Raw genomic sequence first — 22,408 nt, forward strand, 5'->3', positions numbered from 1 at the left:
TGGAATGGTTTAGATGATTGGGTTATAGCCATTATTAATATGGTATCAATATGATTAAGGTAAAATATAGTAACCCGTAGATCTATAATTATTATATTGATTTTCAACCAACAATAAGGAAATCAATATGTTTATTTTATTTGAAAAACATCTCCATCAATCTAATCTTGCTGAGAATACTCAAACAGCTTATATTTTTGCTATAAAGCAGTATCACAAAAAGTTTTCTGAGTTGTCCAAAATTAATTTACAGCGGTATAAAGTGTTCTTAATTGAAAACTATAAGCCGCAAACGGTTAATTTAAGGCTAAGAGCCATAAATTATTACTTGGAATTTGTTAAAAAAGAGAAATGGAAATTGTCATTTATCAAAGTGCAACAAAAACCATTTTTAGAGAATGTGATTAGTGAGGCAGATTACGCTTACTTTAAACAATCCTTAAAAGAAGATAGGGAGTTTTATTGGTATTTTGTGATTAGATTTATGGCTGCAACAGGTGCAAGGGTGAGTGAGTTAATCCAGATAAAATGTGAACATATTAAAATTGGCTATTTAGATCTCTACTCCAAGGGTGGTAAATTAAGACGAATTTATATCCCAGTAGCTCTACAACAAGAGTGTTTAGAATGGTTAAGGTTAAATAATAAACAAAATGGATTTATTTTTCTTAATAAATATGGGGATAGAATTACGACGCGTGGAATTGCTGGTCAATTAAAAGTATTCGCCAAACGCTATAAATTAGACCCTAAAATTGTTTATCCTCACTCATTTCGTCATCGTTTTGCAAAAAGTTTTTTGGAGCGCTTTAATGATATTGCATTTCTTGCCGATTTAATGGGGCATGAAAGTATAGAAACCACCAGGATTTATTTGCGTAAAACAAGTACTGAGCAGCAAGACATTGTGAATAAAATTATTGACTGGTAATAAATAAAGGGCAGATCAGATCTGCCCTTTAATTTAATGTAGCAAGGAATTTGATTAGGTTAGTGAGTAATTACTTTGCCTAATTCTTCTCCCATTCGGGTTTTTGTTCCAGCAATGAGAGCTGGATTTAAGTTTATTTTACCTTTTGGAAAAAGGTTAATGACAGTAGAACCTAAACGGAAAGCACCCATTTCTTCCCCTTTTTGTAATCTAATTGCTTTTTCGCCGTCTGTATCGTAGTTCCAAATAACCACTTCATCAGCTCGTGGCGGATTGATTACGCCTGCCCAAACGGTGCTCATACTTGCGGTAATCGTTGCACCGACTAAAATTTGTATCATCGGACCGAATGCGGTATCAAATTCACAAATTACACGCTCATTACGTGCGAATAAATTTGGAACGTGTTCAGCTAAAAATGGATTGACAGAATATAGCTCACCTGGCACATAAATCATTTTACGCAATGTGGCATCATATGGCATATGCACACGGTGGTAATCACTTGGTGACAAATAAGTAGTAATAAAGGTACCATTTTTAAATTTCGCAGCCATTTCTTCATCATTTGCTAATAAAGTGGCTAACGTAAAATGATGACCTTTTGCTTGTAGTAAACGGTCATCAGAAATTTCACCAGATTCGCTTACCTTACCGTCTGCGGGCAAACAAAGCGTATTTAATTCATTATTAATTGGGCGAGCGCCCTCTTTTAATTCACGAATAAAAAACTCATTGAAAGTTGCGTAGTCTGAAGGCTCAGTCTTTGCTGCTTCAGATAAATCTACTTTGTATTGCTTAGCAAATAGTTTAATAATGAAATGAGTAACAATTCCCCACTTTTGTTCCGCTAACCAACCAGCAGCTCTAGTTATTGCTAATTGTGGCAATAGGTAGTGCAGAGCGATTTTTACACGCTGTAAATAAGTTGAAATAGGATATGGTTTTAATTGCATTGCGTTTTCCTTTTTGATTAAAAACAGAAGTCCGTTTCTAAATGGGGACAAATATAGGAAATGCAATACGAAAGAGAAAAAATTAAAAATGTTGAGATGGCCACATAAAAGATAAGAGATAGCACTTTTATAAGTTTGCCCACCTCAACAATATTTTCGTCTTATTCTAAAACGATATTTCCTCGGTTTTTCTCTAAGGTAGCTTGCCCGATTCCAGAAACTTCAGTAAGTTGTTCAATACTTTTGAAATTACCGTTTTGGGTACGATAATCCACAATGGCTTGGGCTTTTTTCTCACCTATACCTACGAGCTTATCTTGCAGTTCGGCTGCACTCGCTGTATTGATATTTACCGCACTAAGGTTTTTTTGCATACTTTGTTGTGCTTTTAGCGTATTATTTTGCTCAATTTGTGGTGTTTTTTGAGCGAAAGCCAGGGTGTTTAAGCCGATTAATAGACTGAGTGCGAGAGTTTTCATCTTGTTCATAGTATTTCCTTTTGGGTTGAGTAAATGTATTGGCAAGCTTAAAAGCGAGTAATATTTACCTCAAGTAGCAAAAGTAAATTTTTCGACACAGATCGAAAAAATAAAAAAAGATAAACTTATTGGCTTGTATTTAGTCTGAAATTAAGTGAAATTAGAAAAATTTGCAAAGAATCTTGAAAAAACGACCGCTATTTATTCAAATTATTTTAAATAAACTGTGAATTGATTTAAAATATTAGCCATTTTATATGAATTAACCCGATTATTTTTGGAAGAAATATGACACAAAATAACTTTCGTAAAGAGCCTGTTTTTGGTGAGCCTTTAACCTCTCAAGAATCTCAAGAAAAGGTCGAGCAAGCTCAAGCAGATATACAAAATAAAAACAAAACTTACTTTTCATTGCATTCAACAAAAGTACCTCACCATACCTTTACTCCAACTATGGAAAGATCCGAACCAGCAACAGATGGTCCTGTAGATGTATTTGCAAGTAAATCAAAAAAAGAATTTCAATTTACACCAAGTTCAGATAATGCGGAGTCTGTAGTGAAAAATATCGAAGAAAATCTATCGGCAGAAGTGCCTGCTGAAGGGAATGAGAACGTAGAGCTAGAAGTTCAAGAACGTTTTACGACTGAGCGTATTATTCCAAATGTCGCAGTAACAGGTGCGGGCTCAGTCGTTGAAGGAACTAAAACACCAGATATTAACGCTAAAATTCCACCTAAAACTCGCCGTTTATTATTGCTTGCATTGTTAGGTTTAGCATTATTAGTACTGTTTTTTTTATTAAAACCAAGCACACCTGAAACAGTAGAGGAGTTGCAATCACAGCACGGTGGCAGCTTACCGATCGAATTTCGTCCAGTAGATGAAGCTGAAGCAAAACGTGCAGAAGAGCAAGCTCGTGCAGAACAAGAAATTGTTGTTCAAACCCAAGAGAAAGCACAACAAGATCTACCTAATCCTTCAGCAGTCTCTCATACGGAACAACTTATATCAGAGAAGCCTGTTCAAAATAAACCTGTAGTTGAGCAGCCTGCAATCAAACCAAAAACAGAAGGCAGTGTTGTATTTCAGCCTGAAAGTACACCAAAGTCACAGCCTAAAACAGAGCGTGTGGCACCACCAGCACCAAAGGTAGCGGTGAGACCCGTGGAAAAACCACTTGTAAAAGCGGAAGCATCAAAAACGAATACGACTTCAGCAATTGCCACCAAAACTATGACTGTGCCAAAAGGTGTGTCATTAATGCAGGTGTTTCGTGATAACAATTTAAATATCTCCGATGTTAATTCAATGAGTAAAGCAAATAATATTGTGAGTAATTTAAAAGTAGGTGAGCGAGTAACGGTTCGTTTAGATAAAAATAACCGTGTTGTTGAAATGAGTATCGGCTCGGGTGGTAAGTTTATTCGTCAACCAAACGGCAGCTATACTTTTAAATAATCAAATTAAATAAAGGCAATGCTACAAGTATTGCTTTTTTCTATTTCAAAAGGAGAGAAGAATGAGTATCTTACTCAAGCAACATAGAGTTGTATGTGTAGCAGTGTTAGCATTTCTATTAGGTGCCTGTTCCTCAGTTGTTACTCCACCAGTTGAACAAATTCATCAGATCCATAAAACCAAAACCCCTGTAAAAATGGTAGAGAAGAAAGTTGAGGGAACACACAAGGTGAATATATATCGTTGTGATAATGGTAAAAGAGTCGAAGTTGATCGACAGAAAAAAGATAGAAAATTAGATAAAAAAGAGAGTGTAAAGATTACATTTCAAGGCACATCACACTTACTTTCTTCTACAGTCACCAGAAATGGTAGAAAATATACTAATATTCGTTGGACGTGGAATGAACTGCGTAATGGCAAAGCCTTTTTGTATGATAATACGAAAAGAAATCTAGCAGTAAATTGTGTAAAACAATAATAATCGATTGGGCAATTTGGGCATTAGATTTACCCATACGTACAAAAAGAGTTAAGAGAATATTACAAATGAATATTTTAGTTATTGGGCCTTCTTGGGTTGGCGATATGATGATGTCTCATTCACTTTATCAGCAGCTTAAAGTGCAATATCCGAGTTGTCAAATTGATGTGATGGCACCTGATTGGTGCCGTCCGCTTTTAGCTAGAATGCCTGAGGTACGTAATGCAATCTCAATGCCAATTGGGCACGGCTCGTTTCGTTTGTGTGAACGTTATAAACTTGGAAAATCATTGAGACATCAGTATGAAATGGCAATTATATTGCCTAATTCCTTGAAGTCTGCGTTGATTCCATTTTTTGCTCAAATTGCAACACGTCGTGGTTGGAAAGGCGAAAGTCGATATTTTTTCTTAAATGATCTTCGCACTAATAAAAATGCTTATCCAATGATGGTGCAGCGTTACGTTGCCTTAGCCTTTGAGCAAGGAAGAGTTCCTCAAGCAGAACGGTTACCGATTGCTTATCCTTACCTGCAAACGGATAGCCAAGAAATTGAGCAAACCAAAGCAAAATTTGAGAAACAATTAAGTTATGCAGAAGATCGCCTAGCGATTGGTTTCTGCCCAGGGGCTGAATTTGGCCCTGCAAAACGTTGGCCGCATTACCACTATGCGAATTTAGCTAAAATGTTAATTGAACAAGGCTATTCTGTCAGATTATTTGGCTCGAAAAAAGATCAAGAAGTTGGTGAACAAATTTGTCTATCATTACCTGAAAATCTACAGCGATATTGCTTAAACTTAGCAGGGCAAACCGACTTAAATCAGGCCGTGGATTTAATTGCCGATTGTAAAGCACTCGTAAGCAATGATTCAGGTTTAATGCATATTGCGGCGGCACTCAATAAACCATTAGTTGCTTTATATGGGCCGACAAGCCCTGAATATACGCCGCCGCTTTCCAAAAACGCGGTTATTATTCGTTTAATTGACGGTGGATTAATTAAAATCCGCAAAGGTGACGGGGCGGAAGGTTATCACCAAAGTTTGATTGACATTGAGCCTCAAATGGTAATAGAAAAACTCAATCAGTTATTAGCATAAACGCACTACAAGCGGTCGTTTTTGTCAATTTTTTTGCAAAAATAACCGCTTGTTATATAAAAATGAAAATTCTAATCGTAAAAACCTCCTCTATGGGTGATGTGTTACACACTTTGCCTGCCTTAACTGATATGCAAAATGCGATACCTAATTTAACGGTAGATTGGGTAGTTGAAGAAAGTTTTACAGACATTCCGACTTGGCATTCTGCGGTTAATAAAGTGATTCCTGTCGCGATTCGCCGTTGGCGGAAGAATTTATGCAAACGCCAGACTTGGATAGAATGGCAAAATTTCTTAAAAGAGTTGAAACGTGAGCAATATGATGTGGTCATTGATGCACAAGGACTAATCAAAAGTGCAGTATTGGTTACCTACCCAGCAAAAGGGCAAAAATTTGGCTATGATAAAAATTCAGCTCGCGAAGGTTTAAGCAGCTTATTTTATGACTATAGGTTTGATATTCCTTATCAACAGCACGCAGTCCAGCGAATGAGAAAATTATTTGCAAAATCATTGGGTTATGCTTTACCTGCGACACGGGGTAATTACAATATTGCACAACATTTTGCAAAAAATCAGTCAAAAATGACCGCTTACGTTATGCTCATTTACGCGACAACTCGAGCAGATAAGCATTGGAAAGAAGAATATTGGGCAGAGGTGATACAAGAACTCGCCAAGTGGGATCTTGAAGTTCGATTAACTTGGGGAAACTTAATTGAAAAAGAAAGAGCGGAGCGTTTAGCTAAGTCAGCAAATAATGTGATTATTTTGCCTAAAATGGGATTAACAGAATTGGCGGCTCAACTTGAGGGAGCTAAAGTCGTGGTATCGGTAGATACTGGTCTGAGCCATTTAGCTGCTGCTTTAGATAAATCTAATGTGATTTTGTACGGTGCAACAGATCCCAAATTAATCGGGGCTTATGGTCACAATCAGTATTATGTAACAGCCGACAAAATGGAAAATATTACCCCAGCCCAAGTATTGGCAAAATTAATACCTTTGGTTAGGAAATAATCATTTCAATTTTCGGTCTGTACTTGACTTTGATTCGTGATCAATTTAGAATTCAACGTCCTTTTCTTAAAAGGATATTTTTAATTTTATTTTTAATAATTTTAACTGGAGCTTTTTTAATGGCAACTATCAACCAGCTAGTACGCAAACCGCGTGTGAAAAAGGTTGTAAAAAGTAACGTTCCTGCATTAGAGGCTTGCCCGCAGAAACGTGGCGTGTGTACTCGTGTATACACTACTACACCTAAAAAACCGAACTCAGCATTACGTAAAGTATGCCGTATTCGTTTAACAAATGGCTTTGAAGTAACTTCATACATCGGTGGTGAAGGTCATAACCTTCAAGAACACAGTGTTGTATTAATCCGTGGTGGTCGTGTAAAAGACTTACCAGGTGTTCGTTACCATACTGTACGTGGTGCACTTGACTGTGCAGGCGTTAAAGATCGTAAACAAGGTCGTTCTAAATACGGCGTTAAACGTCCTAAATCTTAATGGATCTCCGTTGAGTAAGGCCAAACGTCTAAATTTTAATATTTAAACCATAAACTCCAGTCAATATGCCTTAGGCAGATTAGATGAGTTTTGGATATCCTGAAGATTTAATATACGGAGAAATTTCCAATGCCACGTCGTCGTAGTATTGAACCACGCAAAATTCTTCCAGATCCGAAATTTGGTTCGGAATTACTTGCAAAATTTATTAACGTGTTAATGGTAGATGGTAAAAAATCTACTGCAGAAAAAATCGTTTATGGTGCATTAGAAGCTTTAGCACAACGTTCTGGTAAAGAAGCGTTAGAAGCTTTTGAAATTGCATTAGAAAACGTACGTCCAACCGTTGAGGTTAAATCTCGCCGTGTGGGTGGTTCTACATACCAAGTACCAGTAGAAGTTCGCCCAACTCGTCGTAATGCTTTAGCTATGCGTTGGATCGTAGAAGCAGCTCGTAAACGTGGTGACAAATCAATGGCATTACGTTTAGCTAACGAATTATCAGACGCAGCAGACAACAAAGGCTCAGCAGTGAAGAAACGTGAAGATGTTCACCGTATGGCTGAAGCTAACAAAGCGTTTGCTCACTTCCGTTGGTAATCGTTTAAGTAAGCTTTTTCAAGGCTTCATCTTATGTGGTGAAGCCTTACCCTTATTAAGAATTTCAATTTAAACCCAAAAGGTAAGAAATAAATGGCTCGTCAAACCCCTATTGAAAGATACCGTAATATCGGTATCAGTGCACACATCGACGCGGGTAAAACAACGACTTCTGAACGTATCCTTTTCTATACAGGTGTAAGCCACAAGATCGGTGAAGTTCACGATGGTGCTGCAACAATGGACTGGATGGAACAAGAGCAAGAGCGTGGTATTACGATCACCTCTGCGGCAACAACTGCGTTCTGGTCTGGTATGTCACAACAATACCCACAACATCGTATTAACGTTATCGATACTCCGGGACACGTTGACTTTACTATCGAAGTAGAGCGTTCAATGCGTGTTCTTGACGGTGCGGTAATGGTTTACTGTGCGGTAGGTGGCGTTCAACCACAGTCTGAAACAGTATGGCGTCAAGCTAACAAATATAAAGTACCACGTATTGCGTTCGTAAATAAAATGGACCGTACTGGTGCAAACTTCCTACGCGTTGTTGAGCAAATCAAAACTCGTTTAGGTGGTAATGCAGTTGCATTGCAACTTCCAATCGGTGCAGAAGATAGCTTCAAAGGTGTTATTGACCTTATCAAAATGAAAGCAATCAACTGGAACGAAGCTGACCAAGGTATGACTTTTACTTACGAAGATGTTCCAGCAGAAATGCTAGACGCTTGTGAAGAACGTCGTGCAATGTTAGTGGAAGCAGCAGCGGAAGCTTCTGAAGAATTAATGGAAAAATTCTTCTCTGGTGAAGAGTTAACTGAAGAAGAAATTAAATCAGCATTACGTCAACGTGTATTGGCAGGTGAAGTAATTCCTGTTTGCTGTGGTTCTGCATTCAAAAACAAAGGTGTTCAAGCGATGCTTGATGCGGTAATTGATTACTTACCAGCACCAACTGATATTCCAGCGATTAAAGGTATTAATGAAGATGAAACTGAAGGCGAGCGTCACCCAAGTGATGATGAACCATTCTCTTCATTAGCATTTAAAATTGCAACTGACCCATTCGTAGGTAACTTAACGTTCTTCCGTGTGTACTCAGGTGTAATTAACTCTGGTGATACAGTTTACAACTCGGTAAAACAGAAACGTGAACGTTTCGGTCGTATCGTACAGATGCACGCAAATAAACGTGAAGAGATCAAAGAGGTTCGTGCGGGTGATATCGCTGCAGCAATCGGCTTAAAAGATGTTGGTACAGGTGATACATTATGTGCATTGGATGCACCGATCATTCTAGAACGTATGGAATTCCCAGAGCCAGTAATCTCTGTTGCGGTAGAGCCAAAAACTAAAGCTGACCAAGAAAAAATGGGCTTAGCGTTAGGTCGTTTAGCACAAGAAGACCCTTCATTCCGTGTTCACACGGATGAAGAATCTGGAGAAACTATTATCTCTGGTATGGGTGAGTTACACTTAGATATCATCGTTGACCGTATGAAACGTGAATTTAAAGTGGAAGCGAACATTGGTAAACCACAAGTATCTTACCGTGAAACTATTCGCACTCGTGTTAACGATGTGGAAGGTAAACACGCAAAACAATCTGGTGGTCGTGGTCAATATGGTCACGTTGTAATCGACTTGTACCCATTAGATGCGGAAGGTCCAGGTTACGAATTCGTGAACGAAATCAAAGGTGGTGTAATTCCTGGTGAATACATTCCTGCGGTTGATAAAGGTATCCAAGAGCAACTTAAATCTGGTCCATTAGCGGGCTACCCAGTAGTGGATTTAGGTGCTCGTTTACACTTCGGTTCATACCACGATGTTGACTCATCTGAGTTAGCGTTTAAACTTGCAGCGTCATTAGCATTTAAGTCAGCGTTTGCAAAAGCAAACCCGGTATTACTTGAACCAATTATGAAAGTTGAAGTGGAAACTCCACCAGACTACGTTGGTGATGTAATCGGTGACTTAAGTCGTCGTCGTGCAATGGTAAACGGTCAGGAAGCGAATGAGTTTGTTGTTAAAATCAATGCGGAAGTTCCACTTTCAGAAATGTTTGGTTATGCAACAGACCTACGTTCACAGACTCAAGGTCGTGCATCATACTCAATGGAACCTTTAAAATATGCTGAAGCACCAAAAAATGTTGCTGATGCTATTATTGAAGCTCGTAGAAAATAATTTGTTTAACCTGAGCCAGAGCAATAGGGCTGTGGCTCATTTTTTAGGAAGATATTAAAGTGTCTAAAGAAAAATTTGAACGTACAAAACCGCACGTTAATGTGGGTACAATAGGCCACGTTGACCATGGTAAAACAACTTTAACAGCAGCGATCACAACGGTATTATCAAAACACTTTGGTGGTGCAGCTCGTGCATTTGACCAAATTGATAACGCACCGGAAGAGAAAGCGCGTGGTATCACCATCAACACTTCACACGTTGAGTACGATACAGAGACCCGTCACTACGCACACGTTGACTGCCCAGGACACGCGGACTATGTTAAAAACATGATTACGGGTGCAGCGCAGATGGACGGCGCAATCTTAGTAGTAGCAGCGACAGACGGTCCAATGCCACAAACTCGTGAGCACATCTTATTAGGTCGCCAAGTAGGTGTTCCATATATCATCGTATTCTTAAACAAATGCGATATGGTAGATGACGAAGAGTTATTAGAATTAGTTGAAATGGAAGTTCGTGAACTTCTTTCACAATATGACTTCCCAGGTGATGACACACCAATCGTACGTGGTTCAGCGTTACAAGCGTTAAACGGCGTAGCGGAGTGGGAAGAAAAAATCCTTGAATTAGCGGGTCACTTAGACAGCTACATCCCAGAGCCAGAGCGTGCGATTGATAAACCATTCTTATTACCAATCGAAGACGTATTCTCAATTTCAGGCCGTGGTACAGTAGTAACAGGTCGTGTAGAGCGTGGTATTGTTCGTACTGGTGATGAAGTTGAAATCGTAGGTATCAAAGATACAACGAAAACGACGGTAACGGGTGTTGAGATGTTCCGTAAATTATTAGACGAAGGTCGTGCAGGTGAAAACGTTGGTGCATTATTACGTGGAACCAAACGTGAAGAAATCGAACGTGGTCAAGTATTAGCTAAACCGGGTTCAATCACACCACACACAGACTTTGAATCAGAAGTTTACGTGTTATCAAAAGAAGAAGGTGGTCGTCACACGCCATTCTTCAAAGGCTACCGTCCACAGTTCTACTTCCGTACAACGGATGTAACAGGTACTATCGAATTACCAGAAGGTGTTGAGATGGTAATGCCAGGCGATAACATCAAAATGGTGGTAAGCTTAATTCACCCAATCGCGATGGACGAAGGTTTACGTTTTGCGATTCGTGAGGGTGGTCGTACAGTAGGTGCGGGCGTTGTTGCGAAAATCATCAAATAATAGAACGGATGTTCTGATTTGATAGCAAATAGCTAGCAGAGAGAGGTATATTGAAAGATATGCCTCTTTTTTGTTTGTGTGATTTGCAAAAAATTGATGAAAAAAGACCGCTTGTAGAGAGTCAAATTTACAAGCGGTTAGATTTTGAGATTTTTTTGCAAAAACAATTCTATTTTCCTTATCTACCAATGAGTTTCTTCTCGACAGTTTAGTGATAGAACGCTACAATAGTTCCCTATTTATGTATCTTTTTTATATCCCTAAACTGAGGTTTAAGAATGTCATTCTCAATTGAAACATTAGAAGGCTTACAACGCCGTGTAAAAATAACCGTTCCAGCTGATAAAATCGAAGCAGGCTACAAAGAACAATTAAAAGGCTATGCGAAAAATGCTCGTGTGGATGGCTTCCGCAAAGGTAAAGTGCCACACTCAATTATTGAACAACGTTTTGGTGTCGCAGCTCGTCAAGATGTATTATCTGATGAAATGCAGCGTGCATTCTTTGAAACTGTAATTGCTGAAAAGATCAATCTTGCAGGTCGCCCAACTTTTACACCGAACAACTATCAACCAGGTCAGGATTTCGATTTTACTGCTGAATTTGAAGTATTTCCAGAAGTGGAATTAAAAGGCTTAGAAAACATTGAAGTGGAAAAACCAGTTGTTGAAATTACAGATGCAGATTTAGACAAAATGGTTGATGTGTTACGTAAACAACAAGCAACGTGGGTAGAAACTCAAGACGTTGCAAAAGAAGATGCTCGTGTAACTATTGACTTTGTAGGCTCGGTAGATGGAGAAGAATTCGAAGGCGGTAAAGCGTCTGACTTCGTATTATTTATGGGCCAAGGTCGTATGATCCCTGGTTTTGAAGACGGTATCGTAGGCCACAAAGCAGGCGAGCAATTCGACATTGATGTAACTTTCCCAGAAGAGTACCATTCTGAAAACTTAAAAGGTAAAGCAGCAAAATTTGCGATTACTTTGAAGAAAGTAGAAGAAATGGTATTACCTGAATTAACAGAAGAGTTTGTAAAAAAATTCGGTAATGCAAAATCTGTTGAAGAGTTACGTTCAGAAATTAAGAAAAATATGCAACGTGAACTTAAAAATGCAGTAACTTCACGTATTAAAACACAAGTGATCAACGGATTGATTGCTCAAAACGATGTTGAAGTGCCAGCTGCTGCTGTGGAAGAAGAAATTAATGTGTTACGCCAGCAAGCCGTTCAACGTTTTGGCGGTAAGCCTGATATGGTTGCACAACTACCAGCGGAATTATTTGAAGCAGAAGCTAAGCGTCGTGTACAAGTTGGCTTATTACTTTCTTCAATCATTGGTTCTAATGAATTAAAAGTTGATGAAAAACGTGTTGAAGATATGGTTGCTGATATCGCTTCAGCTTATGAGCAACCAGAAGAAGTAGTTGCTCACTATGCAAAAAATCGCCAATTAACGGAAAATATTCGAAATGTGGTTTTAGAAGAGCAAGCGGTTGATACTGTATTAGCGAAAGCGAAGGTGACAGAAAAAGCAATGTCATTTGACGAAGTAATGTCACAACAAGCTCAGTAATTTCCTTAGGGTGGGCTTATGCCTACCTTTTATTACTTTTAGAGGCGGTCATAAAAGCAGCCGCTTATTTTTTTAATTCTAAGGAAATTAAATTATGGAACAACTTACTTTTGCTCAACAATTTCAGCAATTCTTTGCAAATCATACAATTATGGTATTCGCATGGGTTGCATTATTTGTCGCGGTGGTTTTCAGTTTTTATAAAAATGCGAACCGCAAATACAATATTGTGGATAATGCACAAGCCACTCAGTTGATTAATAAAGAAGAAGCGATAGTGATTGATTTACGTTCAGATGATGAGTTCCGTGCAGGTCATATTATTGATAGTATTCACGTTTTACCTTCAGAATTAAAAGCAGGAAAAACACATCAGATTGATAAATACAAAGCTCGCCCTATGATTTTAGTTGATGTTAATGGGTTTACATCAGGCGGTGTTGCAGATGCTATTGCTAAACAAGGTTTTAGCAAGCTATATGTATTAAAAGAGGGAATTGCAGGCTGGCGTGCAGCAAGCCTCCCAACAGTTAAGAAACATAAATAATCTATTTGTTAAGGAAATTTTATGTCAGAAGAAAATCAAGTTGCTTCAACAGAAGAGGCTACACAAGCGCCTTTCGAACTTCAAATTCAACGTGTTTATGTGAAAGATGTTTCATTTGAAGCGCCGAATTTGCCTACTATTTTCCATCAAGAATGGAAGCCACAGTTAGGTTTTGAGTTAGATACTGAAACCAAAGAGATCGGTGAAGATTTATACGAAGTAACATTGCACATTACTGTACAAACTACTTTGGAAGATAGCAATGATGTTGCGTTTATCTGCGAGGTGAAACAAGCAGGTGTCTTTACCATTAAAGGTCTAGAAGGCATTCAGCTTGCTCATTGTTTAGCGTCGCAATGTCCAAATGTGCTTTATCCTTATGCACGTGAATTAATCGCAAGCTTGGTTAATCGGGGTACATTCCCTGCGCTCAATCTTTCCCCAGTAAATTTTGATGCGTTATTTATGGATTACCTCCAAAGCCAGCAGCAAGAAGAAAGCTCAGAGCAGTCATTAGCTAACTAAGCATTTTAGAGAAATAGGTATGCACTGCATACCTATTTTTTTATCTTACAAGCGGTCGTTTTTTACGAATTTTTTGCAACTTTATTTGAGAATTAAACAGAGGCTCTATGAGTGAAGTTTATTCAGCACCAATCGCCGTGTTGGGTGCAGGCTCTTACGGTACGGCACTCGCAATTGCTCTTTCTCGCAATGGTCATAAAACCTACTTATGGGGACATAACCCAGTAAAAATGGCGGAACTTGCTAAAGTTAGGATGAACCAAGCTTTTTTGCCAGATATTATTTTTCCAGAAGCGTTGGAAGTGGTTTCAGATTTATCAACGGTATTGCAAAAAGTTAAAGATTTGCTCATTGTTGTGCCAAGCCACGTATTTTCTGATGTTTTGATGCAAATTAAGCCGATTTTGTCTAAAGAGCACCGCATTATGTGGGCAACTAAAGGGCTCGAACGAGATACAGGACGATTATTACAAACGGTAACGCAAGAAATTCTAGGCGAATCTTACCCACTCGCTGTGCTTTCTGGTCCAACTTTTGCAAAAGAGCTTGCTTTAGGCCTACCAACTGCTATTGCTCTTGCTTCAACGGATCCTATTTTTGCTGATGAAATGCAACAACGTATTCACTGCTCAAAGGCATTCCGTGTTTACCTCAACAGCGATATTGTTGGGGTGCAACTGGGCGGTGCAATTAAAAATGTGATTGCCATTGGTGCTGGTATTTCAGATGGAATGGGGTTTGGAGCAAATGCTAGAACTGCCTTAATAACTAGAGGGCTTGCTGAAATTAGCCGCTTAGGTGCCTCTTTAGGCGCTGATCCAAAAACCTTTACAGGAATGGCGGGTCTAGCTGACCTAGTGCTGACTTGTACCGATAATCAATCTAGAAATCGCCGCTTTGGACTCGCTCTTGGACAAGGAAAATCGGCAGAAGCCGCTATCGGTGAAATTAAGCAAGTAGTGGAAGGTTTTTACAATACCAAAGAAGCGTATTTACTTGCACAAAAACAAAGTGTTGAAATGCCTATAGTCGAGCAGATTTATCAAATCCTCTTTTGTGGGAAAAATGCTTCGGATGCAGTTAAAGATTTGTTAGGGCGTGAGCGAAAAGAGGAATAATATGCAACGAGATGAAATTAATCAGATTTGGCAATCTATTAGAGAAGAGGCAAAAGATCTTGCTAACAGTGAGCCGATGTTAGCGAGTTTTTTCCATGCAACTATTTTAAAACACCATAATTTGGGTGATGCGTTAAGTTATATTTTAGCAAATAAGCTGGAAAATCCGATTATGCCAGCAATTGCATTAAAAGAGATTATTGAAGAAGCCTATAGAGCAGAGCCCGAAATTATTGCGAGTGCTGCCTGTGATATTAATGCAGTTCGCACACGCGATCCTGCAGTCGATAAATGGAGTACGCCATTACTTTATCTAAAAGGCTTCCATGCTCTACAAAGCTACCGAGTCACGCACTATTTATGGAATCAAGGCAGAAAGGCACTTGCGGTTTATTTACAAAATGAAATTTCAGTTGCTTTTGATGTGGATATTCACCCTGCTGCAAAAGTGGGCTGTGGCATAATGTTTGACCACGCTACGGGCATTGTAATAGGCGAAACCTCGGTTATTGAAAATGACGTTTCAATTTTGCAAGGCGTCACACTAGGTGGAACAGGTAAAGAAAATGGCGACCGCCATCCGAAAATTCGAGAAGGTGTAATGATTGGTGCTGGTACGAAAATTCTGGGTAATATTGAAATTGGTCGTTATTCAAAAATTGGTGCAAATTCGGTGGTACTACAACCTGTTCCAGAATATGCTACCGCCGCTGGCGTACCTGCTCGCATTATAGGCAAGTCCTCAGAACAAAAACCAGCATTCGATATGAACCAATATTTCGGAGACGAACAGCGATTGTTTGGCGATGGAATTTAGCTACTTTAGATTTCTTCATAGGTACGCATAGGACAATAAAAAAGCCCTGTAAGTTTTTTGATCTGCCCCCCAAAAGTTGGACTCACTTTCCAACTGATTAAGGTGCAGATTTTTTATGACTAAATACCCCCAAATTTTTAAACAACAAGTCGTGGATTTCTATGTTGAACATCACGAAAATCTTCCTATAACACTTCATCATTTTGATTTATCTAGTAAAACAGTGAGACGTTGGATTGCTCAATATAAATATTCAGGTATCAATGGGTTAGCTGTCCTCCATTGTAAAAGAGCTTACTCTCCAGAATTTAAGTTTCAGGTGATTAAATCAATCCTTGATGGTTTATTTTCTGCTGAAGAGGCGACTCTTCATTTTGGTATTTCCAATAGCGGGGTAATCAGCCAATGGTTGAAAGCCTTTCGGAAAAGCGGTATAAATGGACTCCAACCAAAATCCAAAGGTCGCCCGAGTATGAAGCCTCACTATGCGAAAATGCCGCCACCGCCTAAAACAGAAGAAGACCGCCTACGCTTGCGTATTTTAGAACTAGAAGCAGAGGTAGCCTATCTAAAAAAGTTAGACGAGATAATCAAAAGGGGCGAAGCCAAACGGCAGAAACAATCCAAAAGTTAAGAGAACACTATCCGTTAGCTATTCTTCTGCGAATAGCAAAGCTGGCTCGAAGTACATTCTTTTATCATCAACCCCCTAAATTAGACAAAGACAGTGAGCTCAAAAAACGGATTTGTGAAATTAAGCAGAAAGAGCCTCACTATGGTTATCGCCGAGTCACCGCAAAATTAGGCGATGTGAATCACAAACGAGTTCAACGCTTGATTCAAGTAATGGGCTGACAAGTTAGGTCGAAGAAACAACGTAAATATAACGCTTATAAAGGAGAACAAGGCAAAGTCGCGCCAAATCTGTTACAAAGAAACTTTAGTGCAACTAAGCCGAATGAGAAATGGCTGACAGACATTACCGAATTTAAAGTGAAAGAAGAGAAGCTCTATTTTTCGCCGATTTTAGATTGCTTTAACAATGAATTGGTCGCTTATCAAATGAGCCGTAGCCCAAATGGCATGCTTGTACAGAAAATGTTATGACAAGCGGTCGAAAAGCTCCCGAAAAATGCAAATCTGATATGACATTCAGACCAAGGTTTTCATTATCAAATGCATCGTTATCAGAGTCTATTAGCTAAAAATGGTATTCAGCAAAGTATGTCTGGGAAAGGGAATTGTTTAGATAATGCGGCGATGGAAAGCTTTTTTGGGCGAATGAAAACAGAATGCTTTTACGAAAAAACGTTTGAGAGTATTGATGAACTGGAACAAGTCATCAATGAATATGTTCGTTACTATAATGAAGAACGAATCCAACTAAAACTAAAAGGACTGAGTCCGATACAATATCGACATCAGTCCTTTAAATAACAGTCTAACTTTTTGGGGGCAGATCATTGATTTTCAAGGCTTTTTAGGTATCTATAGAACGCTATAGGTTTATAATTTGGTGGGCTGGGGTCATCTGAATTGAGTGTCATCAAGCCTTGATAAATAAGGGTTTTGGTTAATTCAAATTTTATTTGTACTCCTAAATATACTCCTAAAATTCAAAGTGCCTCATTAAATAGATTATTTTGTAATCGGTGATATGTAGCTTATTTTACCTTTGCCATTCTTTTTTCAAAGTTTAGAAAAATAGTTTTGAAAAAAATATCACCATTATCACCAAAAATAGGCTTAAAGTATTGATATATAAGGCTTTGTAGAGTGGTGATGTTTTGGTGAAATTGGTGATATTTGGGTAAAATAGGTGATATTTAGGGGGCGTTTTTAATGTAATAGGAATTTTAAAGCCGTCAATTTCTCAATCAACGGCTTTTTAATGTAGTAATATGTAGTAGGTTTAAATTGCCAACTGTTCAGGGGTGCAGTTGTAGATTTTAGCTAGTTTTTCCCTTGTGCGTTTCTGTGGTCGGTTGCCTTTGCGTTCAGCTTGTGAAATAGCAGATTGTGAAAGCCCTGTTTTTTCCGCCACGTCTTGCTGTGATAGGTTGCGGTAAATCCGCCACGCTCCTAATGAATTGATGTTTTGTTCTAGTTTGATCTTCACTACTTCAAAAGGTAGTGTTACATCGTCAAATTCATCATTATCTACTTCAATCTCTACAAGGTCTTGTTCGGTTTCGTCATCATAAGGGAAGTTATATTTACCCGCCCCAGTTAGCTCTTCAAATTCAGCCACCGGCACAAGCACAAATAAATCCTTGCCGTTGGTGTCTTTAATTGTTTGATATGGTTTCATTTCGCATTCTCCGCTTATTTGAGGGGCTTTCGCCCCTATTCTTTAATGTGTATAGGTTTGCTCGTCTCGTTTTGCTATCGTTTGAATTTCGATGATTTTTGGCTCTCCATCCTGCACCTCGAAAATCACTCTATACCGTCCAACTCTTAGCCTAAACCTATTTATATAGCCCTTTAGTTTTTTAATATCGAGTTGAACATCAGGGAATAAAACAAGTGCTTCAATTGCATCCAAAATAGCTTGTATATATCGACTATCAATTTTTGAGAGTTGCTTATCCGCTTTCCCTGTGAATGTGATTTTATTCATTGTGTAGCATTCTCTTATTATTTAACAATAGATGTATTATAAAGACTTATATTTGTCTAATCAATTATATTATAAGTAAATTATAAATAAAAAGCCTAGCATATTTCAGCTAGGCTTATGATGTGGCGGTAGGGCTAACCGTCTCGCCATTCGTCCATAGTGCTTTGATAGTCTTTATAAGAGATGTTTAACGTTTTATTTCCTGTTTTCATTACTTCAATAATCTGTGCTTGTTCTCTGCTTGCTTTTAAGGCTTCAGGGAATGCCCTTTTAAAGTGTTGGAGTGATAACGGCTTTTGTCCGATACAATCACAAAAGAATAGATAGGCTTTATAGAGTGCTTTACTTTCGTTTAGTGATGTTCTCGTTGAACCCCATCGCATAGAGATTGGCTTGCTATTGTCTATCTTGAAATGTGTAGCAAAACTGATTAAGTGATTACTCTCTCGCTGCATTTCTATCGCTTCGCCTTGCTTTTGATGTGATAGCAATACTTCTCTTGCCTGTTCGGGGTTTGGGAAAGTGTTTAGCAAGCGGTGAATAATACCGTAAATTTCCCCTTTGACCTTTTCAATGAAATCATCATCACGTACATCATCAGGAATTTTACGCCCAAAGTAGAAAGTAACCTTGCGTCTTAAGTGTCCGCTGTTTTGGTTGCCGTCTCTGCCGTCAGTAAACGTGATAACGTTATTTGTCGCATACATAAAAATGATTTTAGGGTAGTAGTCTATGCCTTGCTTGTATAGCAATCTAACGCCGACTGCTTCGCCTCCTGTTGCTCGTTTCAATCCATCTGCATTTCCGCAGTAGTATGGCTGTTCAGGTGATAGCACAAGCGATTTACCGATAATCTTTGCTAACTCGGTTTGTTCATCAAATCCGCCAATATCAAGAATAGTGGTATTGCCTCGCCCATTAATTACTTTGGCGATTTCACCAAAGATTGATTTACCTGCACCGGCTACGCCTACTACCTCAAAATAGAGCTGCCATTTATAGCGGTTAGTTAAGACTGCGTATAACGCCCCGAATAGGGCTTCTCGCTTGTTTTTGTTGCCATTAGAAGCAAAGTCTAACCATTGCTCAAAGTACGGTGTATCGGTGCTATTTGGGTTTATTTCGTAGTCCTCAATCTCTCGTAAATAATCCTCTTTTGTGATGGCGGTAAATTCGCCTGTATGTTTGTTTAGCTTACCATTCGCAAACCCGATTATATCGGGCGAACCGTCAGGCATTTGGGGGATTTTACGCTCTACCAGTTTAGCTAGGCTTGTAATTTTTCGGTCTGAAAAATCAATATCCACTTCTTCAAAAAATGCCATTATCTGCCGTTCAAGCATTTCATTATCGAGCGATTGCCAGTAAATGCCGTTGTAAAGGTAGTTTATGCCTAACTTAGTGTCTCGGGCTAGTGGTTGTGGTTGCCATTTCAAAAAGGCGTGTAATAGCTCCTTTTGTGTTGGGTTATCGGATATGCTTATATCGCTTTCCGCTTTCACTCTTCCGCCATCTTTCCCCATTTCCGCACGCAATCGGGCAATGTATTCACTTACATTTTCTTCAAGCTGTAGAGCTTCATCATAGAAAGCTACCGTTTCAGCCGTTGAATGTTTGGCAAGGTTTTGACAGATAGCCGATTTCTCGGCTTCTGTGAGTGTTCCTGCTCGATAGATTGAGGTTGTTCCTACCTCTACCGCCAATTTCAAGCGGTCGATTTCTCGCAATTCTTTACCACCTAGAATGATAGGTTGATAGTCGCTTTCTGATTTCGTCCACTCTAGCACGGTTTGCTTTTTGGTTTTATCCCACGCATTGCTACCGGCTATGATGTAGGCTTCGTATGGTTTGCCTTTCGGTTGCTTGTTTACGTTCGGGGCATTCTTGAGTTTAGTCATATTTGCCCCCTGTTGCTAATCGTTGCTTTTCAATGCGGTTTATCTTGGTGGCGGTGTGAGGTGTAAAGGCTTGTTGATTAAAATCAAGTCCTTCCATTTCGCTTAATGCACCGATCAAAATGCTATGTACGCCCTCTAAAGCCACGGATATAGCGACTCCGTCCATATCTTGTAGGCGAGATTTCATCATTGCTTCAAGAATATTGGCTGCTTGCCAACACTTAAAAATGCCGTTGTTAAATTGCTCTTGCTGATTAGTCATACCCGCCCCCTTAAATCTCTTCCAAACGTGTTACGCTGTCATCAATCATCTTGACCACGCCTCTTAAAGCCGTGCCTATATTGATAGTATCTTCGTTAGCAAGTAGGTTATCCTTAATCATTTCAAGCATACATAGAGCTTCCCATAGGGTGCATTTGGCTGTGTCAAAATCCTCTAATTCTTGGGCATTGATTTCTTGAGATTTATACATATTGCACCCCCTCAAAACGTGAAGAAAGGGCAATAGGGGAGCGAATGCTATTCAACTTCCACCATTGGTGGAAGTTAATAAAACGTGTAGAGCGAACGATAGGCGTAGTTTTGGCGGTGTTGCCGGTTTGGGTTGGTTTTTTCATAGTGTCGTATGTTTTAGTTAGTTGATAAAATGACTTATCGCTTTGTGAAAGGTGCGATAAGGGTTCAACTGCTACATACGAATAGCCCCCCTTATTCGTGCTTAAAGCCTTATTTCGGGGTGTCGCCCTTACCGCTAATTCTGAATAGATCTTGGGTGTAGTAATCCCGTGATTGTGAATTTGAGGTAAAAAAAGACCGCTTGTATCACGCTTGCGGTTAGCGTCGTATGTAGTAGTGAGGTCATTATGACCGCAACCATCCACACTTGGCAAGCTGTTATTTTGTTCAGTATCGCAAGCGGTCATATTTGCTGAATTATTTACAAGTGGATTGCGTAAACGTGCCACTAGAAGCGGTTTAGAGGCAAATTGAACACGGCTCAAGGCTTCGGCTTTGTTGTTGGCGTGTACGGTGATTTTCAGGCGTTGTGAGCCTAGTAAGAGGAATTTGTAGATCATTGATGATAGCTCCGTGTTTGATTTTTCAGGGGCTACCGCTAAACTTCTGACGATTTGGGCGGTAACGTGTAACGGGGTCAGAAACTGCGATACACGGAACACAGCAAAGGGCGAACCTTTCCCATTACACGCTACCATAGAGAGAAAGGCAATCTGCCCAAAAGTGGGGAGATTGTTTTCTTTGGGTGTGTGTGTGCTACAAACAAAAATAGCACGATTGAATGGCATGCTTTTGTTCGCCGTGTATAAATCGTTCGAGTTCTGACGCTCGGTTGTAGATTTTGCTACAACGTGAGCAGAATAAATCTCACTTAGGATTTTGTAAAGTGATCTCGTTCACATTTTTTAATTTTTTCATCAGAAAGCCAATCTACACATTTTCAGAATGTACGAATTGTTAATCTTCATTTTTGGCTTTTTTTGTGCGTGGTCTGCAAAAATTTTTTTGCGGACAATCACTCTATTTATATTCTACGCTCTACTTATATATTTACGATCTACGTATATATTTACGTTCTACTTATATGTCTTCCCATTACTTTTTTTGTGGTTATTTTGGGTAAATTAATCCCATTTTTTACGGGACATTTATCCCATTTTTTATGGGATTTCATACAAAAAAATTTGGTCAAACTCACAAATTGTCATCTACTTCATCAATGAAATTAGAGATGTTTTCGTCTTCTGTTTTTTGCCAAAGAGCTATATCAGGGTGAGAAAAGCGGAAGCGTGGACGATAAATCGTTAAAATTTCATATTCTCTATTTGGGTGGCAAGGGATAACGAGGCGAATTACTTTATTGCCTGTGGTGCTGTTCTTCAGGCTCATTTCTTCATCGTACAACTCATCTACATCATAGTTAAAATCCCTGTTACCGTAGTAAGCAATACTGCTATCGATTGCTGAACTAACATACGATAAATCGGCATTATCTGCGTGATAGTCGTTAATTCTTATCGTGAATATCAGCTTAGGTTGCTTGGGTGGTTGCTTCTCTAGCAATACAATAACCTCATAAATCAATCCTAACCGTTTTAGTTGCTGAAGCGTTTTCCAAAATAGAGAGCTGTTTTCTTCGCTGATTACTTCGTCTTGTGAAAATAAAAAATCTCGAATAAATGATTTATAGGCTTCCTCTTTATTCGTGTTAGAAGCAGAAAGTCTTATTAGAAAGTCAGTAGCATCAAAATGCTTTGTTTCTATATCCCATTTTTGAAATACGCCATTAAAACCGCCTAAATCGCTCATAGAGAGATTT

23 protein-coding genes and 1 pseudogene are annotated in these 22,408 nt (G+C 39.0%); 15 read left to right on the forward strand and 9 right to left on the reverse strand.

Annotated features, from left to right (window positions below; genetic code table 11):
• Positions 1-127 precede the first annotated feature (127 nt).
• On the forward strand, positions 128-931 hold the full coding sequence (locus HV560_RS03730; protein ID WP_176807595.1) for a tyrosine-type recombinase/integrase: 804 nt from the start codon (positions 128-130) through the stop codon (positions 929-931).
• A gap of 59 nt (positions 932-990) precedes the next feature.
• Here HV560_RS03730 and asd read toward each other — a convergent pair whose 3' ends face one another.
• On the reverse strand, positions 991-1,887 hold the full coding sequence (gene asd, locus HV560_RS03735; RefSeq protein ID WP_176809588.1) for an archaetidylserine decarboxylase: 897 nt from the start codon (positions 1,885-1,887) through the stop codon (positions 991-993).
• Positions 1,888-2,048: 161 nt separating this feature from the next.
• Positions 2,049-2,375 (reverse strand): ComEA family DNA-binding protein, encoded by a 327-nt coding sequence (locus HV560_RS03740; protein WP_176812176.1) that lies wholly within the window; start codon positions 2,373-2,375, stop codon positions 2,049-2,051.
• A gap of 279 nt (positions 2,376-2,654) precedes the next feature.
• Between HV560_RS03740 and HV560_RS03745 the strand changes: the two genes are divergently transcribed.
• From HV560_RS03745 to HV560_RS03810, 14 genes and pseudogenes are all read left to right on the forward strand, one after another.
• Positions 2,655-3,827 carry a LysM-like peptidoglycan-binding domain-containing protein gene (locus tag HV560_RS03745; protein WP_176809589.1) on the forward strand — a complete coding sequence of 391 codons (1,173 nt, stop codon included), beginning with the start codon at positions 2,655-2,657 and terminating at the stop codon, positions 3,825-3,827.
• A 61-nt stretch (positions 3,828-3,888) separates the two neighbouring features.
• The gene (locus HV560_RS03750; RefSeq protein WP_176807593.1) at positions 3,889-4,308 is read left to right on the forward strand and encodes an MliC family protein; all 420 of its coding nucleotides are present in this window, start codon (positions 3,889-3,891) and stop codon (positions 4,306-4,308) included.
• A gap of 68 nt (positions 4,309-4,376) precedes the next feature.
• Positions 4,377-5,414, forward strand: coding sequence for a lipopolysaccharide heptosyltransferase II (gene waaF / locus HV560_RS03755; protein ID WP_176812177.1), 1,038 nt, complete (start codon positions 4,377-4,379; stop codon positions 5,412-5,414).
• 62 nt (positions 5,415-5,476) lie between these two features.
• The gene (gene rfaC, locus HV560_RS03760; protein ID WP_176807591.1) at positions 5,477-6,436 is read left to right on the forward strand and encodes a lipopolysaccharide heptosyltransferase RfaC; all 960 of its coding nucleotides are present in this window, start codon (positions 5,477-5,479) and stop codon (positions 6,434-6,436) included.
• A 119-nt stretch (positions 6,437-6,555) separates the two neighbouring features.
• Positions 6,556-6,930 (forward strand): 30S ribosomal protein S12, encoded by a 375-nt coding sequence (rpsL, locus tag HV560_RS03765; RefSeq protein WP_005708967.1) that lies wholly within the window; start codon positions 6,556-6,558, stop codon positions 6,928-6,930.
• A 129-nt stretch (positions 6,931-7,059) separates the two neighbouring features.
• Positions 7,060-7,530 carry a 30S ribosomal protein S7 gene (rpsG, locus tag HV560_RS03770; protein ID WP_159629043.1) on the forward strand — a complete coding sequence of 157 codons (471 nt, stop codon included), beginning with the start codon at positions 7,060-7,062 and terminating at the stop codon, positions 7,528-7,530.
• Positions 7,531-7,623: 93 nt separating this feature from the next.
• Positions 7,624-9,726 (forward strand): elongation factor G, encoded by a 2,103-nt coding sequence (fusA, locus tag HV560_RS03775; RefSeq protein WP_176807590.1) that lies wholly within the window; start codon positions 7,624-7,626, stop codon positions 9,724-9,726.
• Positions 9,727-9,785: 59 nt separating this feature from the next.
• A complete protein-coding gene (tuf, locus tag HV560_RS03780) occupies positions 9,786-10,970 on the forward strand; it encodes an elongation factor Tu (RefSeq protein WP_176807589.1) in 1,185 nt (394 codons plus the stop codon).
• 278 nt (positions 10,971-11,248) lie between these two features.
• Positions 11,249-12,547 (forward strand): trigger factor, encoded by a 1,299-nt coding sequence (gene tig / locus HV560_RS03785; protein ID WP_176807588.1) that lies wholly within the window; start codon positions 11,249-11,251, stop codon positions 12,545-12,547.
• Between the two features lie 94 nt (positions 12,548-12,641).
• Positions 12,642-13,094 (forward strand): rhodanese-like domain-containing protein, encoded by a 453-nt coding sequence (locus tag HV560_RS03790; protein WP_159629047.1) that lies wholly within the window; start codon positions 12,642-12,644, stop codon positions 13,092-13,094.
• 21 nt (positions 13,095-13,115) lie between these two features.
• On the forward strand, positions 13,116-13,619 hold the full coding sequence (gene secB / locus HV560_RS03795; protein WP_159629048.1) for a protein-export chaperone SecB: 504 nt from the start codon (positions 13,116-13,118) through the stop codon (positions 13,617-13,619).
• 107 nt (positions 13,620-13,726) lie between these two features.
• Entirely contained in the window at positions 13,727-14,737 is a 1,011-nt protein-coding gene (gene gpsA, locus HV560_RS03800) for an NAD(P)H-dependent glycerol-3-phosphate dehydrogenase (protein WP_176812178.1), read from the forward strand.
• A 1-nt stretch (position 14,738) separates the two neighbouring features.
• Positions 14,739-15,554 (forward strand): serine O-acetyltransferase, encoded by an 816-nt coding sequence (gene cysE / locus HV560_RS03805; protein ID WP_176812179.1) that lies wholly within the window; start codon positions 14,739-14,741, stop codon positions 15,552-15,554.
• A 115-nt stretch (positions 15,555-15,669) separates the two neighbouring features.
• A pseudogene (locus HV560_RS03810) lies at positions 15,670-16,991 on the forward strand (IS3 family transposase).
• A gap of 475 nt (positions 16,992-17,466) precedes the next feature.
• On the opposite strand, the gene HV560_RS03815 reads toward HV560_RS03810, so the two are convergent.
• From HV560_RS03815 to HV560_RS03845, 7 genes are all read right to left on the reverse strand, one after another.
• Positions 17,467-17,865, reverse strand: coding sequence for a helix-turn-helix domain-containing protein (locus tag HV560_RS03815; RefSeq protein ID WP_176812180.1), 399 nt, complete (start codon positions 17,863-17,865; stop codon positions 17,467-17,469).
• A 42-nt stretch (positions 17,866-17,907) separates the two neighbouring features.
• The gene (locus HV560_RS03820; RefSeq protein WP_176812181.1) at positions 17,908-18,174 is read right to left on the reverse strand and encodes a type II toxin-antitoxin system RelE family toxin; all 267 of its coding nucleotides are present in this window, start codon (positions 18,172-18,174) and stop codon (positions 17,908-17,910) included.
• A gap of 134 nt (positions 18,175-18,308) precedes the next feature.
• The gene (locus HV560_RS03825) at positions 18,309-20,072 is read right to left on the reverse strand and encodes a DNA primase family protein (protein WP_176812182.1); all 1,764 of its coding nucleotides are present in this window, start codon (positions 20,070-20,072) and stop codon (positions 18,309-18,311) included.
• Positions 20,065-20,334 carry a hypothetical protein gene (locus HV560_RS03830; RefSeq protein WP_238348730.1) on the reverse strand — a complete coding sequence of 90 codons (270 nt, stop codon included), beginning with the start codon at positions 20,332-20,334 and terminating at the stop codon, positions 20,065-20,067. Before HV560_RS03830 ends, HV560_RS03825 begins: the two co-directional genes overlap by 8 nt.
• A gap of 10 nt (positions 20,335-20,344) precedes the next feature.
• Positions 20,345-20,545: a hypothetical protein gene (locus HV560_RS03835; protein ID WP_176812183.1), complete on the reverse strand. Its 201-nt coding sequence runs from the start codon at positions 20,543-20,545 to the stop codon at positions 20,345-20,347.
• On the reverse strand, positions 20,538-21,467 hold the full coding sequence (locus HV560_RS03840) for an ash family protein (protein WP_176812826.1): 930 nt from the start codon (positions 21,465-21,467) through the stop codon (positions 20,538-20,540). The genes HV560_RS03835 and HV560_RS03840 overlap by 8 nt, the downstream gene beginning before the upstream one ends.
• Positions 21,468-21,783: 316 nt before the next feature.
• Positions 21,784-22,398 carry a hypothetical protein gene (locus HV560_RS03845; protein WP_176812184.1) on the reverse strand — a complete coding sequence of 205 codons (615 nt, stop codon included), beginning with the start codon at positions 22,396-22,398 and terminating at the stop codon, positions 21,784-21,786.
• Positions 22,399-22,408: the final 10 nt, after the last annotated feature.

The organism is Mannheimia pernigra (genome assembly GCF_013377995.1).
Taxonomy (GTDB): domain Bacteria; phylum Pseudomonadota; class Gammaproteobacteria; order Enterobacterales; family Pasteurellaceae; genus Mannheimia; species Mannheimia pernigra.